Below are 15,365 nucleotides of genomic sequence, written 5' to 3'. Positions count from 1 at the left end.
GTGTCGACATGTGCATCACTCAGCCGAGCGAGGGAGTGACCACGATGCTCATGCGAACCGACCCCTTCCAGGAACTGGACCGCTTGACCCAGCGGGTGATGGGCACCGCCGCGAGGCCGGCGGCCATGCCGATCGACGCCTACCGCGACGGTGACACCTTTGTCGTGGAACTCGATCTCCCCGGTGCCGACCCCGAGTCGGTGGACCTCGACGTCGAGCAGAACGTGCTGACCGTCCGGGCGGAGCGCCGCTCCGGCGCAGGTGACGACGCGGAGTTCCTGATCGCCGAACGGCCGACCGGCACGTTCAGCCGTCAGCTCTTCCTCGGCGAGACCCTGGACACCGAGCGCATCGAGGCCGTCTACGACGCGGGCGTGCTGCGGCTGACGATTCCGGTTGCCGAGCAGGCGAAGCCGCGCAAGATCAGTATCACCGGGGCGGACACGGGACCCAGGCAGATCAGTCGCGACTGAACCGGGCATGAGGGGGCCCGCCGGTGACCGGGCCCCCGATGGCTGACCCCCACGGCGGGACGACACCGGCGGCACGGCGGACCGCACCGGACGGTATGGGCGAGGAGGAACACCGATGCGCATGACATGGGATGAGTTCTTGGCCGCGGTCCAGGAGCGGGGCGAATATCCCTCGCGGCAGGAGGCCGAACGCGCGGCCCGCGTCGTACTCGCCCTGCTGGGCGCGCATCTGGTGGGCTCCGAACGCGCCGAGCTGGCCGCCCGGCTCCCCGAGACATGCGCCCTGCTGCTGCTCAACCCGCTCCCCGCGCACGAACCCCTCGACCCCGAGCGGTTCGTGCGGGCCACCGCCGCGTGGATCGAGGGGGCCACGGAGGAGACCGCCAAGTGGGACGTCGGCGCGACCCTCAGCGTCATGGCCGACGCCGCGGACGCGGACCTGATGCGCCGGGTCCTGCTCCAGCTCCCGCCCGGCTACGACCTGCTGTTCGGCCACCCGCAGCCCATCTGACCGCCGGGCCCGCGACCCGCCGGATCCGCGACCCGCCGGATCCGCGACCAGCCGGGCCCGCGACCCGCAGAGCCCGCCGCCCGTCGAGCCGGTCGCGCGAGGGCGCAGGCCGGCGGCCGAGGACCTCTTCGTCCTCGGCCTCCGGCCCTCACTCACTCAGCGGCCGCCCTCAGGAGCCCGCCGCGGACATGCCCACGGGGCGCGGGCGGGAGATGAGGGCCGCGCCTGCGATGCTCGCGCTGAGGACCGCGAAGGTCACCGCCAGCAACTCCGACCAGAGGGCGGCATCTCCCAGCACGTTCCTGAGCGGGACGATCACGCCCGCCCGCGACAGGAAGTGCAGGCCGACGACGCCCACCGTCGCGGCGGCGCTGACCGTCCAGGCCATGGCCGTGTCGCGGACCGTCAGCCAGACGGCAAGCAGCACGTAGAGGGCCGACAGGGCCAGCGCTACGCCGGTGGCCGGACCGGCGGGCATCTGCATGTTGACCGGCACATGGCTCAGCCCGCACGCCGCGAGCGTCGCCGCCGCGGGCCAGCGCAGCGCCGACCGCATCACCCCCTCGGCGGGGCGGCGGGCACGCTCCCGCCGACGGGGTTCGGCCGAGTTCCGCCCGAAGCCGCTTCGCTGTCGGGTCTCCTGCTGCGGATACGCCTGCTTGTGCGGGGTCGCTCGCCACTCGAGTGCCTCAAAGGCGGTCGTCGGGGGCGGGCCGCTGGGGAAAGGGGGCTCGGGTACGCCCCCCATGGAGTCGGCCTCGGGTGGCCGGGGGCCGAATTTCCTGGTGCGGGTCGGGTCTTTGCCGGGGTCGGCGTGCGCCGCCCGGCCGTCGTCGGGGACGCCGTCGTCCTCCGCCCGGCCGAACCCCGAGATCAACTGCGCCACCTCCTCGACCGATCTGCCCACGGCCGCCACGCGCAGGGCCTCATCGCGCGCGTCCGTGCTGTGGTCGGGTGCGCTCAGGAGCGCGATGAGCGTCCGGACTTCGCTCACCGGACGGCTGATGACGGCGATACGCAGGGCCTCGTCACCGGGGTTGGGGACTTCGCCCGTGCGTTTGAGCAGTTCGACGAGTGCGGCGACTTCCTCCAGGGGGCGGCTGGTGGCGGCCGTCCACAGGAGGGTGTGGACGGATGATTCGTCGGGTGGCGCGAGCGGACCGTGGCGACCGGGTTCTGCCGGGGGCAGATCGGCTTCGCCTCTGACACGAAGAGCTGGTTCGGAGGACATGGAGAGACTCCACTGAACGAGGGGGAGCGCCAAACACCGGAGGCGCTGACACTCAGCGAGCGTTGCGCATGCTTACCTCAGCCAACTGCCCCCTCGGGCGCCCGCGCCATTCGTGAAGGCCATCCGGTGGAAAGGGCCTTAATCCCCTCAAATCAGCACTCCGGGCGTGTCCTCGGCGTGTCGCCGGAGTGTTGTCGGCGCGTCAAACCCTCTGGCGGGCCGTGGAACTGACTGTCCGAAGGGTGTGTTTCCACAGGTGGCGGCCGGTGCGGCGGCGATGCGGGGAGGGAACGCACAACGGCAGAACGGGCGCGTCGGCACAGCGGGAGCCAGGGGACGACGGGGGCGGGGGAGCGACGGCACCGGCCGGCCCGCCGGCGGACATACACTGCGGGGGTGTCGGGCATGCCCCTGCTCCGCCCGGCCACCTGTACGCAACCCTCCGGCAGTGACAGGTAACGGTGCTCGGCCGATCCGGCCCTCGACCCGCACGCAGATCTCCCCCCGTGGGGACACCGCCTTCCGCCACCGCCCCGCCGCCCCGGCTCCCGCGCCGGTGGGCGGGTGCGCACGCGACCCGCCTCCGAGGGGATAGTTGTGAAACTGAGTGCACTGCTCGACGGGCACGGCCACCGCGTCGTCCAGGGCGACCCGGAAACGCCGGTCACCGCCGGGATCACCTTCGACGTCCGCCGGGTGACGCCCGGCTCGCTCTACATCGCCGTACCCGGTCACGAAGAGGGCGGCCCCGGGCGGGCCGCTCAGGCGGGGGAGCGGGGAGCCGTGGCCGTGCTCACCGCCGACGACGCCCCGCCGCTCGCGGGCCTTCCCGACGGGGTCTGCGTGGTGCGGGTGGCCGATGTCCGGGGGGCCGCGGCGGTCGCCGCGTCCCGGTATCACGGCGATCCGGGTCGCGCGATGGACGTCGTGGCGATCACCGGCACGAACGGGAAGACGTCCGTCTCCTACATGATCGAATCGACGCTGCGCCTCGCCGAGGGCGCGCGGGTGGGCGTCATCGGCACCTCGGGCAGCCGCATCGGTACGGCGAAGATCCCCATGCCGCGTTCGGTGCTGAGCACCCCGGAGTCGCCGGACCTGCAATACCTGCTCGGTCACATGCGGGACCGGCGGACGACGAGCGTGGTGCTGGAGGCCACGTCCATGGGCTTGTTGGAGCGGCGGTTGAACCACGTGTTCATCGACGTCGGCGTCTTCACCAACCTGACCCAGGATCACCTCGACGACCACGGCACCATGGAGAACTACCGGGCGGCGAAGCTGAGCCTCTTCGAGGGACTCTGCCGCCACGCCGTCGTCAACGCGGACGACCCCGTGGGCGCGGGGATCGCCGCCCTGATGCCCGGCGCGGTGACCACGTACGGCCTGGACGCAGCGGCCGACTACCGGGCGACCGACCTCGTCGTCGACGCGGCGGGCAGCCGCTTCACGCTCCACCACGACGGCCGCAAGTACCCCGCGGCGATCCCGGTGCCGGGCCGCTACTCCGTCGCCAACGCGCTGGCCACCCTGGCGGCCTGCCATGTGCTCGGGCACGATCTCCAGGCGCTGGTCGGCGCCCTGGAGAAGATGCCTCCCACCCCCGGCCGGTTCGAGCGCCACCACCTGCCCCAGGGCACCTGCGTGATCGTGGACTACGCCCACTCGCCGGATTCGCTGGAGAAGGTCCTCGCCACGATCCGCGGCTTCGCCACCGGCCGGGTCATCACCGTGTTCGGCTGCGGCGGGGACCGCGACATCACCAAGCGGGCCGCCATGGGCGCCATCGCCGGCGAACACTCCGACCTGTGCGTCCTCACCTCGGACAACCCGCGGTACGAGGACCCCGAGGCCATCCTCGACCAGATCACGCCCGGTCTGGAGGCCACCGGGACGCCCTTCCGCCGGCTGGCCGACCGCCGCTCGGCGATCGCGTACGCGCTGGCGGCCGCCGGGCCGGACGACATCGTGCTGGTGGCCGGCAAGGGCAGCGAACCGCACCAGATCGTCGGCGACGACCTGCTGCCCTTCAGCGACATGGCCGTGGTCCGGGAGCTCTCCGCGTAGACGGGCCCGCCCGCCCACCGGTCGGCCACGGGGAATCCCGTGGCCCCACCGCCCCGCCCGGTGGCATGCTGTCCGGCGTGAACGGTCCCGAAATCCCCTTCAGCATCGCCCCTGAGCTGCGCCTTTTCCTCGGTACGGGCCGCGCCGCCGACCGTCTGCCCGTCGTGACCGACGGCTCCTCGACGCTCGGGCACGTCGTGGAGTCGCTCGGCATCCCGCTCACCGAGGTCGGCGGCCTCCTCGTCGACGGCCGCGACGTCCACGCCTCCCACGTCCCGCGGGCGGGGGAGAGCGTCGAGGTGCGGGCGGTGGAGCGTCCGCAGCGGGTCCCGGGCGCGCCGCTGCGGTTCCTGCTCGACGTCCACCTCGGCACCCTCGCGCGGCGGCTGCGGCTGCTCGGCGTCGACGCGGCGTACACCAACGAGGACCCCGGTGACGCCGCCCTGGCCGCGCTGTCGGCGAAGGAACAGCGGGTGCTGCTCTCCCGGGACCGCGGGCTGCTGCGGCGCCGGGAGCTCTGGGCGGGCGCGTTCGTCTACAGCGACCGGCCCGACGACCAACTACGCGACATCCTCGGGCGGTTCGCGCCCGCGCTCGCCCCCTGGACCCGCTGCACCGCCTGCAACGGCCGGCTGGCGGACGCCGACAAGGACGCGGTCCAGGAGCAACTCCAGCACGGCACGCAGCGCACGTACGACGTCTTCGCGCAGTGCGCGTCGTGCGGGCGGGTCTACTGGCGGGGCGCGCACCACGCCCGCCTGGAGGCGATCGTCGAGGAGGCGCTGCGCGACAGCGCACCCCGCACCCCGTGAAAGCGACAGGCGGTCTCCGCGGAAACCCGGCCCGTGAAACCCGGCCCCGTGAAGCCCGGCCCCCCCGACACGCGGTCCCTCGCCTCCTTTCGCCGATCACGAACAGCCGGGGAAATAATGAGCCACCCGTCCTGACCATGCGGGGAAATGACAAGGCACCCGATTTCGCCCTGTTGACGGAATGGACGGGATGGACGGGATGAAATGAGCCCTGGACGCCGCAATGCGCCGATCCCCCGGCGGAGCCGGAAACCCCCGCGCGCGGGCACCACCGCCAACGACCGCCTGCTCCGCATTCTGCTGCGCCGCCGCAAACAGCCGCTGAGCGCCGCGGATGTGACGGTCACCGACCGACCCGAAGTGCGCCGCGCGGTGTCGGCGGCCGCGCTGGGCAACACCATGGAGTGGTTCGACTTCGGTGTCTACGCCTACCTCGCGGGCACCCTGGGCAGGGTCTTCTTCCCGTCGAGCTCTCCCGGTGCCCAGGTCGTCGCCGCCTTCGCCACCTTCGCCGCGGCGTTCCTCGTCCGCCCGCTGGGCGGCCTGGTGTTCGGGCCGCTGGGCGACCGTATCGGCCGTAAACGCGTGCTCGCGGCAACCATGATCATGATGGCGATCAGCACGTTCGCCGTGGGATTCCTGCCCAGTTACGACACCATCGGATTCACCGCGCCGATTCTGCTGCTCATCTGCCGTCTGGTGCAGGGTTTCTCCACCGGCGGCGAATACGCCGGCGCCACCACCTACATCGCCGAATACGCACCCGACACACGACGCGGATTCCTCGGAAGCTGGCTCGACTTCGGCACCTTCGTCGGCTATTCCCTGGGCTCCGGCCTGGTCACCGTCCTCACGGCCGCGCTCGCCGACGGCGACATGGTGCGCTGGGGCTGGCGCATCCCCTTCCTCGTCGCGGGCCCGCTGGGACTGATCGGCCTCTACATGCGGATGCGGCTGGAGGAGACCCCGGCGTTCCAGCGCGAGGCCGAGCAGGCGCACCAGATGGCGGAGACCGCCCGGACGGCGGGCGGCGACGACCCCGTCGAGGTGGCCCGGCAGTCCGGCAAGGGGCGGCTGAAGGAGATCTTCACCCGGCACTGGGAGGCGGTGCTGATCTGCATGGGCCTGGTGCTGCTCTACAACGTCACCAACTACATGGTGACGTCCTACCTGCCGACGTTCATGACCGAGACCCTCGGCGAGGACGCTCTCACCGCGCAGCTCCTGGTGCTCGGCACCATGATCATCGTGGTGCTGACGATCACCACCGTGGGCCGTACGTCCGACCGGTGGGGCCGGCGCCCCGTCTTCATGGCGGGCAGCATCGCCCTGATCGCGCTGGCCCTGCCCGCCGTACTCCTCATCCGTACCGGAGGCATCCTCCTGCCGGCCCTGGGCTGCCTGATCCTGGGCCTCCTCCTGGTCTGCTTCGCGGGCACCTCCGCCGCCACGCTGCCCGCCCTCTTCCCGACCCGGCTGCGCTACGGCGCCCTGTCCATCTCCTTCAACATCTCCGTGTCGCTCTTCGGCGGGACCACGCCCCTGATCGCCTCCGCACTGATGGAGGCGACCGGCAGCGAGCTGGTGCCCGCGTACTACCTGATGGCCGCCGGTGTCATCGGGCTCGTCTCGGCGTTCTTCCTCCACGAGACCGCCGGAAAGCCCCTGCGCGGCTCCGGGCCCATGGTGGAGAGCGCGGAACAGGCCCAGGCGCTCGTCGCCGGCAGCCGCGCCGAAGCCGGGCGCCGCGCCCGGGACGTCTGGATCCGGCTACGCCACCCGTGGGCGCGGCGCTGACCGGCCGCCTCAGTAGCGCCTCACCACCGCCTCAGTGGCGGAAGAGCTCGTCCATCGTCGGCGCGTCCTCGTCCTCACCGCGCAGCGCGTCGACCACGGACTGGTGGAAGGCGCGGCTGTCCTTTTCGGAGTGGCACGGCACGGGGCTGCCGGCCACGGTGAACCATTCCGCGGCGCCGGTGTACTGCACCGCCACATGGGCCTGATCCTCGGACCAGGTGGTGTGGACGGTCAGGTCGCCGCCGATCGCGCCGCCCTCCTCCGTGCGCACCGCGCCGGGCCGTGCGTGGATCCCGATGGTGGTCCAGGAAGCCCAGGTCATGTGCTCCCCCCTCGGCGACGGGGCCCGGACCGGCGGCCGGGCACAGTTCTCCAAGTCTGGCACCGGCGGGGCGACGGCGCAGGACATCGACGCGCGCGAATTCCGGGAGGCGCGGCCCTTCGCGGTGCTCCCGCCGACCCGGCCCCCCGCATCGACGGCGCGACTACTCCATTCGGGGGAGGGGGGATGGCACGGGCGGGACGGGTGGGGGACGCCCCGGCGGGTGCGCGGACCCGATGACGGCTGAGTGACCTGCGCCACATCCCGATCGATCCTGAACCAGGGTCAATCGGCCGCCCTGGGGCGGCGGGAGGGGTCCGGGCGGGTCGTTTCGCCGCGTCCGCCCTGGTCAGGTCGGTATCTTTCGGTGCTCGTCCGATCACTCACCGATCAACATGAGAGCATCGCGCTCACCTATCGGTAAGAGGACGATCGCTTTCCGTATTTTTGTTGAAAGTTGCGTTGCACGTTTGACCACCCCGGTCCGAAATCCTGCCCCTGAGGACGTGACGTTCTCCGGCACCGCCCACACAAGGGGGGTGGGGTGCCGTCGGTTGGAAGAAGGACACAACGACGTGACTCTCAACGATGCTTTCGCTTCGCTGGCGTTGGCCACCGCGGTCCGCGTCTTCGCCCCGGACGTCCGGCACCTGACGCGGCGTCTGCTGCGGGCGGGGGTGCGCGTCGGAGCCGCCGCGCTGGTGGAGGACCACCGTCGCACCGCCCCCCGGGCCGAGACCCTCGCGCCCGCCGCCATCCGGGACGAGGAGGTCTCACCATGAGCACCGACACACCACCGTCCGACGACTTCGGCGACCACCTGGCCGAAGTCCAGTACACCCTGCCCACGGCCCTGGAAGCCTTCCACGACCTCTACGTCAGGGCCTACCTCAACTACGCCTACACGATGCTCGGCGACAAGGACGCGGCCCTCGCCGTCGTCCGCCGCTGCTTCTCCCACCTCGCCCTGAACTGGGCGAAGGTGATGCGGGAGAGGAGCCCCGAGGCGTACGCGTGGGCGCTGCTCAAGGCCCGCGTCGACACCCACCTCCGGCTGGCCGGCATGTCCCCGCAGATGGTGGAGACGGCGGCCTTCCAGCGCACCGCCCGCGCGGTCCTGGAATCCGTACGCTGCCAGTTCGAGGTCATGGAGACCTCCCTCGGCCTCTACACCGCCATAGCGTCCCTGCCCGAGCGGCAGTACGACGTGATCGTCATGCTCTACGTGCTGGGCTACCCCTCCGACCGCGTCGCCAGCATCATGGGAGTCAAGCGCGACACCGTCCGCTCCCACCGGCGCCTGGCCCGGCGGCGCATCGCCAAGAAACTCGGCCTTCCCCTGACCGTGGTCGCCGACAGCGAAAAGGAGTAACACATGCGGCCTCCGCGCAGCATCGACGAAGCCCTGGAAGACGCCGTGATACCCGACGCGTTCGCCGACTACGACCTCACCGCCTCCAAACAGCGGATCGCCCGCGAGGTCGCCGACACCCTGATGTTCGACAACGCCACCGCCCGCGCCGCCGGCATCGCCAGGAGCAACCCCGCCACCCCCACCGGTAACTTCCCCACCGTCCACGACCAGGCGGGAAAGGACCTGCACGCCCTCTCCGCCCAGGCCCTGCACCGCAGCGACGCGGCCGAAACCCTCGCCCAACTCGCCAACACCCGCCGCATCGACCCGGACGGAGCGCTGCACTTCGCGTGCCTGCTCAACCTCGCCGACTGCCACGAAGGCGCCCAGTTCTGGTGGCAGTTCGCCGCCGGCGCCGGCAACCCCACGGCCGCCTACTGCCTCTACCTCCTGCACCTGGGGCGCGGTGAACTGCGCGACGCCGAACACTGGGCCGGCCAGGCCGCCGACCTCGACGACAATCCGGCCATCCCGCGAACCGGCCGCCTGAGCATCCGCCACGTCTCCGACGACCCCCGCAGACGCCCCAGCGCCGCCCTGCGCGCGGCGGTGCGCCGGCTGACCGTCGCGGAGGACGACGAGTTCGGCCGCGTCCCCCACCCCGATCCCTGCCTCGCCGACCGCATCGAGGAACTCGCCGACGCCCTCTGACGTGCGGCGACGGCGACCGGCCCGGATACCTCCCGGCGCGCCGGCGGCCTCGCGTACGCGAACCCCGGTACGCGGGGCGCCGGTTGACCGAAACGCACCTTCCTCCTACGAGTCGTACGGCCCTACCTTTGACGTCGTGACCGGATGCGAAATCTGGTCACGGCGTCATGGGGGCGCGGGGGAGCGGACGGGGGAGGCCGTGGGGCAGACGGAGCGCGGTGAGCGCATCCTGACGGCGGCGGGCGAACTGCTGATCGCCTGGGGCTACCGGCGGGTGACGATCGACGAGATCGCCCGCCGCGCCAAGGTCGGCAAGGGCACCGTCTACCTCCACTGGAAGACCAAGGACGCCCTGCTGCTGGCCGTCGTCCTGCGCAGCAAGGCCCGCGAGCAGCGCCGCATGCTGGAGCGCATCCGCGCCGACCCGCTGGAAATCCTGCCGAGTCGGATGATGAGCGGGCACTACCGCGGCTTCCTGGCCGACCCGGTACTCCGCGCCGTCCACACCGTCGACTCCGACCTCCTCGGCCGTCTCAACGACATCGCCGTGAAGGAGCTCGGGGAGCTGATGGCCGAGGGCCGGCAGGTGCTGCGCCGCCATCTCCAACTGCTGCGCGCACACCACCTCGTACGCGACGACATGGACGTGGCGCACCAGCAGTACGCCCTGTTGGCGACCGTCACCGGCTTCGTGATGACCGAGGCGCTGCTCGGCGACGTCGCGCCCCCCGCCCCCGAAGAACGGGCCCGCACCCTCGCCCACACCATCCACGGCTCGCTGGAAACCCCGGCCGAGTCCCTCCCCGCCGCCTCCCGGCGCGCGCTCGCCACCGCGGCCGCGCCCGAGGTCATCGCGCTCTACGAGCACCTGGAAGAGCTCAGCGCCCGCGAGATGCGGCGGCAGTTGCGTCACTGACTCCTACCGGAGGAGAACGAACGATGTCCGCATCACCCGCCAACCCGCTCGCCGTACACGTCGGCAAACACCCCGGCGAGCCGAACGTGATGGACCCCGCCCTGGTCGCCGACCCCTTCGGCGGCTACGGCGCGCTGCGCGAGCGGGGCCCGGTCGTCCGCGGCCGCTTCATGGACGACTCACCCGTGTGGTTCGTCACCCGCTTCGAGGAGGTCCGCGCGGTCCTGCGCGACCCGAAGTTCGTGAACAACCCGTCCACCGCCCTGGGCGACGCCGGTCAGGACCCCCTGAACCGGCTGATGGACATGATGGGCTTCGCCGAGCACCTGCGCGTCTACCTCCTGGGGTCCATCCTCAACAACGACGCGCCTGTCCACACCCGGCTCCGCCGCCTCGTGTCGCGGGCCTTCACCGCACGCAAGATCACCGACCTCCGGCCGCGCGTGGAGCAGATCACGGACGACCTGCTGACCCGGCTCCCCGAGCACGCCGAGGACGGCGTCGTCGACCTCATCGAACACTTCGCCTACCCGCTGCCGATCACCGTCATCTGCGAGCTGGTCGGCATCCCGGAGGCGGACCGCCCGCAGTGGCGCGCGTGGGGCGCCGACCTCGTATCGCTGCAGCCGGACCGGCTCGGCAGGTCGTTCCCGGCGATGGTCGACCACATCCACGAACTCATCCGGATCAGGCGCGCCGCACTGACCGACGACCTGCTCAGCGAGCTGATCCGGGTCCATGACGACGACGGCGGCCGACTCAGCGACGTCGAGATGGTCACCATGGTCCTCACCCTGGTCCTGGCCGGCCACGAAACCACCGCCCACCTCATATCCAACGGCACCGCGGCGCTGCTCACCCACCCCGACCAACTGCGGCTGCTCCAGGACGACCCGGGGCTGATGCCGCGGGCGGTGCACGAGCTGATGCGCTGGTGCGGGCCGGTCCACATGACCCAACTGCGGTACGCCAGTGAGGACACCGACCTCGCCGGCACCCGCATCAGCAAGGGCGACGCCGTCCAACTCATCCTGGTGGCCGCCAACTTCGACCCCCGCCACTACGACGACCCCGACCGCCTCGACCTGACCCGCCACCCCGCGGGCCACGCCGAGAACCACGTCGGCTTCGGTCACGGCATGCACTACTGCCTGGGCGCCACCCTCGCCCGGCAGGAGGGCGAGGTCGCCTTCGGCAAACTGCTCGCCCGCTACCCGGGCCTGTCCCTGGCCGTCCCCGCCGACCGCCTCGAACGCGCCGCCCTGCCCGGGAGCTGGCGGCTCAACGCGCTTCCGCTGCGCCTGGGCTGAACCGGCCGGGGCCTGTCTGCCCGGCTCCGCCGAGCGGCCGGTCCGCGGGCGCCGTCGCCCCACCCGGAGCCCGCGGCCCGCACCGCACACGAGGGTCATAGCCTTGGTGTCACGGCCCGGCCGTATGCGCCCGTCCCCTCGGACGGGCCGGAGCGGACCGGTCTCGGACGGCGGAAAGGTTTACCCATGCGGGTCAAGGATTTCGACCACCTGGTGCTCAATGTAGGCGACGTGGAACGCGCGCTGGAGTTCTACTGCGGACCGCTCGGTCTGGAGCCGGTCCGGGTGGACGAGTGGCGGGCCGGCGACGCTCCGTTCCCCTCGGTGCGCATCAGTCCGACCACGATCATCGATCTCGTCGGCCGCCCGGTCGGCAGCCCGCGCGGCGAGTCCAACGTGGACCACATCTGCCTGGTCGTCGATCCGCTGGACTGGCACGAGGTCATCGACTCGGGCACGTTCACCGTGCTGGAAGGCCCGGTCGGCCGGTTCGGCGCCCGCGGCGAGGCGCAGTCCCTCTACGTCCGGGATCCGGAAGGCAACACGGTCGAGCTGCGCTGGTATCCGCAGGACGCCGAACGCTGAGGCCCGGCGGGCCCGGCGGGCTCTCCGCGTCCGCGCGCCGACGGCGCGACAGACGCGGGGAACCCGCCGGGCGCGGCCCGGTCCGAGTCCGAACGGCGCCCGAACACGCGGGACCGTTCAGGACCGACCAGGACCGTTCAGGGCCGCTTCAGGACTGGGGACGCCGACCGTGGTTGGCTCCGTTCTTACGACGTGCCTTCTTCTTACGGCGTCGCTTCGATGACATGCCATCTCCTTTCTCGGGGCACTTCGGGTGCTTGGCGCGTTTTCGTCAGGTATCCACCCTGTCACATCGGTGACCACCCGGTGATCAGGGGGCCGCATACCCAGCACGCACGCCCCCCACGCCCCCGGATTCCCAGCCCCGGGCCCCACTCGGCCCCGCCCGGAGCCCGTCCGGGCGGGGCGAGCCGGGCAGGAGTCAGCCACCAGGCCGGATCCGGCCGCGCCAGGCTCCCGTTTCGCCGCCGCGCTGCTCGATGTACTCCTTGAAGCGCCGCATGTCGCCCTTGACGCGCCGATCGATCATTCCCGCCATGTCGGCGGTCTTCTCCGCCGCCCCGCTGGGCTCGACGTCCATCACGATTTCCACCCGTGTGTGCGTCTCGTCCAGGGGCTGGAAGCTGACCACGCCCTTCTGCCGGGTATCGCCGCTGGTCGTACGCCAGGCGATCCGCTCGTCCGGGAGCTGATCGATGATCTCGGTGTCGAACTCCCGGCGCACGCCACCGATCTTGGTGCTCCAGTGGTTGTGGCGGTCATCGAGCTGGGTGATCCGCTCGACGCCCTCCATGAAGTTCGGGAACTCCTCGAACTGCGTCCACTGGTTGTAGGCGGTGTGGACGGGGACCTCGACCTCTACCGTCTCCTTCACCTTGCTCATTACTGCGCCTCCTTTTGGTGGCTACGGCAGGCGGCGAGCCTGTCGTGCGCTCTCCGCACGTGCGCAGCGGGTACCCGGTGACGGCCTGCCTACGACCTTTCGGACACCGGTTTTTTCCGCACCTCAGCACTGCCGGTAGACGTGCCCCGCGGCACCGGCGGGCCGCACCTCGCGGTCACGCAGAGTGGCCGACAGGCGCCTGCCCCAGGTGCGGCAGGCGGCGGTGAGGGGCCTACGCCCGGCCGTTCCGCCGGTACCCGAGGTGGGTATCACCTCTGTGAATCCCCTCTCGCGTCTCCCGGAGCCGCACATGATTCACACCATCCCCATGCCCGGTGACATAGGGCTCACCCAAATCGCGGGCCGCGTCGGCCGGTTGATCCGTGTCGGCCAGTGGCTGAACGGAAACGGATTCGCCGACTACCAGCACGCCTTCCTGGTGCTGCCCGACGACCAACTCCTCGAAGCGGAGCCGGGCGGCGCGCGCATCCGCCCGCTCAGCGCGTACGCCGACGCCCGCGTGCTCTACGTCTGCCCGTCCGGGCTCACCGAACGCCGGCGGGCGGACATCTGCTCCGCGTCCCGCCGGTACGTGGGAGTGCCGTACAGCTTCCTCGACTTCGTGGCGATCGCCGCCCACCGGATCCACCTCCCCGTCCCGGGCCTGCGCCGCTACATCGCCGGCACCGGACACATGATCTGCTCCCAACTCGTCGACCAGTGCTACCAGGACGCCGGCGTCCACCTCTTCGAGGACGGCCGCTGGCCCGGCTATGTGACGCCACTGGCGCTGTACCGCCTGCTGGCCACGTAGCCGAGCTCCTCGACCTCCGCGCTCGTCAGCAGCGGCTTCGGACCGGACCCGGAAGTCTGTGTGGGGTGAGTTACCAGGTCAGCGGCCCTACGGATACGATTTCCCGCTGCTGCCGACACCTGTCGACCGACAGCCGTCGACGTCTTACGGGGGTTTCCACGTGTTCGGAATCGTCAGGCCCTGCACCCATCGCCTGTCCCAAGGTCTCAAGGCCGAATGGATGGCGCATCTGTGCGGTCTCTGTCTCGCGCTGCGCGGCGACCACGGGCAGTTCGCCCGCGTCGTGACGAACTACGACGGGCTGATCGTCTCGGTCCTGACGGACGCCCAGTCCGGCCACGCGGCCGACCGGCGTCGCACTGCCGGGCCCTGCCCGCTGCGCGGTATGCGCACCGCTTCGGTGGCGAAGGGGGAGGGCGCGCGCCTCGCCGCGTCGGTGTCCTTGGTGCTCGCCTCGGCGAAGATACGTGACCACGTCGCCGACCGGAACGGACTGCTGCGCCGCCGACCGGTCGCCGCCGCCGCGCGCAAGGTCGCCGCGGGATGGGACCGGGCCGGCGCGCGCACCGGTGCCACGCTCGGGTTCGACACCGCCGTACTCGTCGACGCGGTCGACCGGCAGGTCGGCATCGAGCAGTTGGCCGGCCCCGGCACGCCCCTGACCGCCATCACCGAACCGACCGAGACCGCGACCGCCGCCGCCTTCGCGCACACCGCGGTGCTGGCGGGACGGCCGGGCAACGCCGCGCCGCTGGCCGAGGCGGGCCGGCTCTTCGGACGGCTGGCCCACCTCCTCGACGCCGTGGAGGACCGCGCGGCGGACGCCGCCGAAGGCGCCTGGAACCTGCTCACCGCCACCGGCGCCACGACCGCGCAGGCCCGCCGGCTGTGCGACGACGCACTGCACGGCATCCGACTCGCGCTGCGCGACGTGGAGTTCGCCGATTCCGCCCTGGTCCACGCGCTGCTGGTGCACGAACTGCGGCGGTCGGTGGACCGGGCTTTCGGGACGGCCGCCTGCTCCCACCAGGGGCACGGAACGCCGGGCCCGTACGACGGCCAGGGCGGCGGTCCGCAGGTGTGGGCCCCGGCCGGCGGCCCGTACGCGCACGGCCCGCAAGCCTTGAACGGCCCGCAGAACCCGTACGCCGGTGGGCCGGTGCCCCCGGGCGGACCCGCGGGCCCCGGAGGCGGCGGCCACGGTGGCGGCCAGGGCGGCGGAGACGGCGGGCACGGTCGGCCGCCCCAGTTCCCGCAGCCGCCGAAGAAGCCCCGGGGGCTCATCGCCGGCTGCGCGGTCGCCGTCGGGCTCTTCTGTACCTGCCAGATGTGCTGCGCGTCGGAGTACGAGGGACCGTGGTCGCGCAAGAAGCGGGAGGGCTGCTGCGACAACTGCGATTGCGGCAGCGGGTGCGACTGCAGCGGGTGCGACTGCTGCGACGGCTGCTGCTGCGACTGCTGATCGCCTACCCGGCCGGGGGGGGGGGGGGGGGGGGGGGGGGGGGGGGGGGGGGGGGGGGGGGGAGGGGGGGAGCAGCAGCATAACACCCAACAAACCAGCAAACAGTAACGGAGGGAT

17 protein-coding genes are annotated in these 15,365 nt (G+C 71.7%); 13 read left to right on the top strand and 4 right to left on the bottom strand.

Annotation, left to right across the window (positions count from 1 at the left end):
• Window positions 1-44: 44 nt before the first annotated feature.
• On the top strand, window positions 45-473 hold the full coding sequence (locus ACZ45Z_RS32715) for an Hsp20/alpha crystallin family protein (RefSeq protein ID WP_468370353.1): 429 nt from the start codon (window positions 45-47) through the stop codon (window positions 471-473).
• Between the two features lie 115 nt (window positions 474-588).
• Window positions 589-984 carry a DUF2267 domain-containing protein gene (locus tag ACZ45Z_RS32710; protein WP_468370351.1) on the top strand — a complete coding sequence of 132 codons (396 nt, stop codon included), beginning with the start codon at window positions 589-591 and terminating at the stop codon, window positions 982-984.
• A 169-nt stretch (window positions 985-1,153) separates the two neighbouring features.
• Here the strand turns inward: ACZ45Z_RS32710 and ACZ45Z_RS32705 are convergent, their stop codons facing one another.
• Complete coding sequence (locus tag ACZ45Z_RS32705; RefSeq protein ID WP_468370349.1) at window positions 1,154-2,215, bottom strand: hypothetical protein; 1,062 nt, start codon at window positions 2,213-2,215, stop codon at window positions 1,154-1,156.
• Between the two features lie 597 nt (window positions 2,216-2,812).
• On the opposite strand from ACZ45Z_RS32705, the gene ACZ45Z_RS32700 reads away from it, so the two are divergent.
• The 3 genes from ACZ45Z_RS32700 to proP all read left to right on the top strand — a co-directional run bounded on the left by ACZ45Z_RS32700 (window position 2,813) and on the right by proP (window position 6,891).
• Window positions 2,813-4,282, top strand: coding sequence for a UDP-N-acetylmuramoyl-L-alanyl-D-glutamate--2,6-diaminopimelate ligase (locus tag ACZ45Z_RS32700; RefSeq protein ID WP_468370346.1), 1,470 nt, complete (start codon window positions 2,813-2,815; stop codon window positions 4,280-4,282).
• 77 nt (window positions 4,283-4,359) lie between these two features.
• Window positions 4,360-5,094, top strand: coding sequence for a Mut7-C RNAse domain-containing protein (locus ACZ45Z_RS32695; protein ID WP_468370343.1), 735 nt, complete (start codon window positions 4,360-4,362; stop codon window positions 5,092-5,094).
• 204 nt (window positions 5,095-5,298) lie between these two features.
• Entirely contained in the window at window positions 5,299-6,891 is a 1,593-nt protein-coding gene (proP, locus tag ACZ45Z_RS32690) for a glycine betaine/L-proline transporter ProP (RefSeq protein WP_468370341.1), read from the top strand.
• 31 nt (window positions 6,892-6,922) lie between these two features.
• On the opposite strand, the gene ACZ45Z_RS32685 is transcribed toward proP, so the two are convergent.
• Complete coding sequence (locus ACZ45Z_RS32685) at window positions 6,923-7,213, bottom strand: hypothetical protein (protein ID WP_468370338.1); 291 nt, start codon at window positions 7,211-7,213, stop codon at window positions 6,923-6,925.
• A gap of 575 nt (window positions 7,214-7,788) precedes the next feature.
• Between ACZ45Z_RS32685 and ACZ45Z_RS32680 the strand changes: the two genes are divergently transcribed.
• The 6 genes from ACZ45Z_RS32680 (at window position 7,789) to ACZ45Z_RS32655 (ending at window position 12,089) form a co-directional block, all read left to right on the top strand.
• Complete coding sequence (locus ACZ45Z_RS32680) at window positions 7,789-7,995, top strand: hypothetical protein (RefSeq protein ID WP_468370335.1); 207 nt, start codon at window positions 7,789-7,791, stop codon at window positions 7,993-7,995.
• Complete coding sequence (locus ACZ45Z_RS32675; RefSeq protein WP_468370333.1) at window positions 7,992-8,585, top strand: sigma-70 family RNA polymerase sigma factor; 594 nt, start codon at window positions 7,992-7,994, stop codon at window positions 8,583-8,585. The genes ACZ45Z_RS32680 and ACZ45Z_RS32675 overlap by 4 nt, the downstream gene beginning before the upstream one ends.
• Window positions 8,586-8,588: 3 nt before the next feature.
• On the top strand, window positions 8,589-9,278 hold the full coding sequence (locus tag ACZ45Z_RS32670) for a hypothetical protein (RefSeq protein WP_468370330.1): 690 nt from the start codon (window positions 8,589-8,591) through the stop codon (window positions 9,276-9,278).
• Window positions 9,279-9,477: 199 nt separating this feature from the next.
• The gene (locus ACZ45Z_RS32665) at window positions 9,478-10,194 is read left to right on the top strand and encodes a TetR/AcrR family transcriptional regulator (RefSeq protein ID WP_468370328.1); all 717 of its coding nucleotides are present in this window, start codon (window positions 9,478-9,480) and stop codon (window positions 10,192-10,194) included.
• A gap of 23 nt (window positions 10,195-10,217) precedes the next feature.
• The gene (locus ACZ45Z_RS32660) at window positions 10,218-11,504 is read left to right on the top strand and encodes a cytochrome P450 family protein (RefSeq protein WP_468370325.1); all 1,287 of its coding nucleotides are present in this window, start codon (window positions 10,218-10,220) and stop codon (window positions 11,502-11,504) included.
• Window positions 11,505-11,690: 186 nt separating this feature from the next.
• Window positions 11,691-12,089, top strand: coding sequence for a VOC family protein (locus ACZ45Z_RS32655; RefSeq protein ID WP_468370322.1), 399 nt, complete (start codon window positions 11,691-11,693; stop codon window positions 12,087-12,089).
• A 148-nt stretch (window positions 12,090-12,237) separates the two neighbouring features.
• Here the strand turns inward: ACZ45Z_RS32655 and ACZ45Z_RS32650 are convergent, their stop codons facing one another.
• Together ACZ45Z_RS32650 and ACZ45Z_RS32645 are read right to left on the bottom strand one after the other, a co-directional pair.
• Complete coding sequence (locus ACZ45Z_RS32650) at window positions 12,238-12,315, bottom strand: 50S ribosomal protein bL37 (RefSeq protein ID WP_372486533.1); 78 nt, start codon at window positions 12,313-12,315, stop codon at window positions 12,238-12,240.
• A 195-nt stretch (window positions 12,316-12,510) separates the two neighbouring features.
• On the bottom strand, window positions 12,511-12,972 hold the full coding sequence (locus ACZ45Z_RS32645; RefSeq protein WP_468370319.1) for an SRPBCC family protein: 462 nt from the start codon (window positions 12,970-12,972) through the stop codon (window positions 12,511-12,513).
• Window positions 12,973-13,282: 310 nt separating this feature from the next.
• Here ACZ45Z_RS32645 and ACZ45Z_RS32640 point away from each other — a divergent pair, with 310 nt between their 5' ends.
• On the top strand, window positions 13,283-13,786 hold the full coding sequence (locus tag ACZ45Z_RS32640) for a hypothetical protein (RefSeq protein WP_468370316.1): 504 nt from the start codon (window positions 13,283-13,285) through the stop codon (window positions 13,784-13,786).
• A gap of 160 nt (window positions 13,787-13,946) precedes the next feature.
• Window positions 13,947-15,248, top strand: a complete 1,302-nt coding sequence (locus ACZ45Z_RS32635) for a DUF5685 family protein (protein ID WP_468370313.1) — start codon at window positions 13,947-13,949, stop codon at window positions 15,246-15,248.
• The last annotated feature ends 117 nt before the right edge of the window (window positions 15,249-15,365 follow it).

Source organism: Streptomyces sp. NPDC031210 (genome assembly GCF_055570395.1).
Note: the sequence above shows the minus strand (reverse complement) of the source record. Positions and strands in the feature narration are given on the sequence as shown.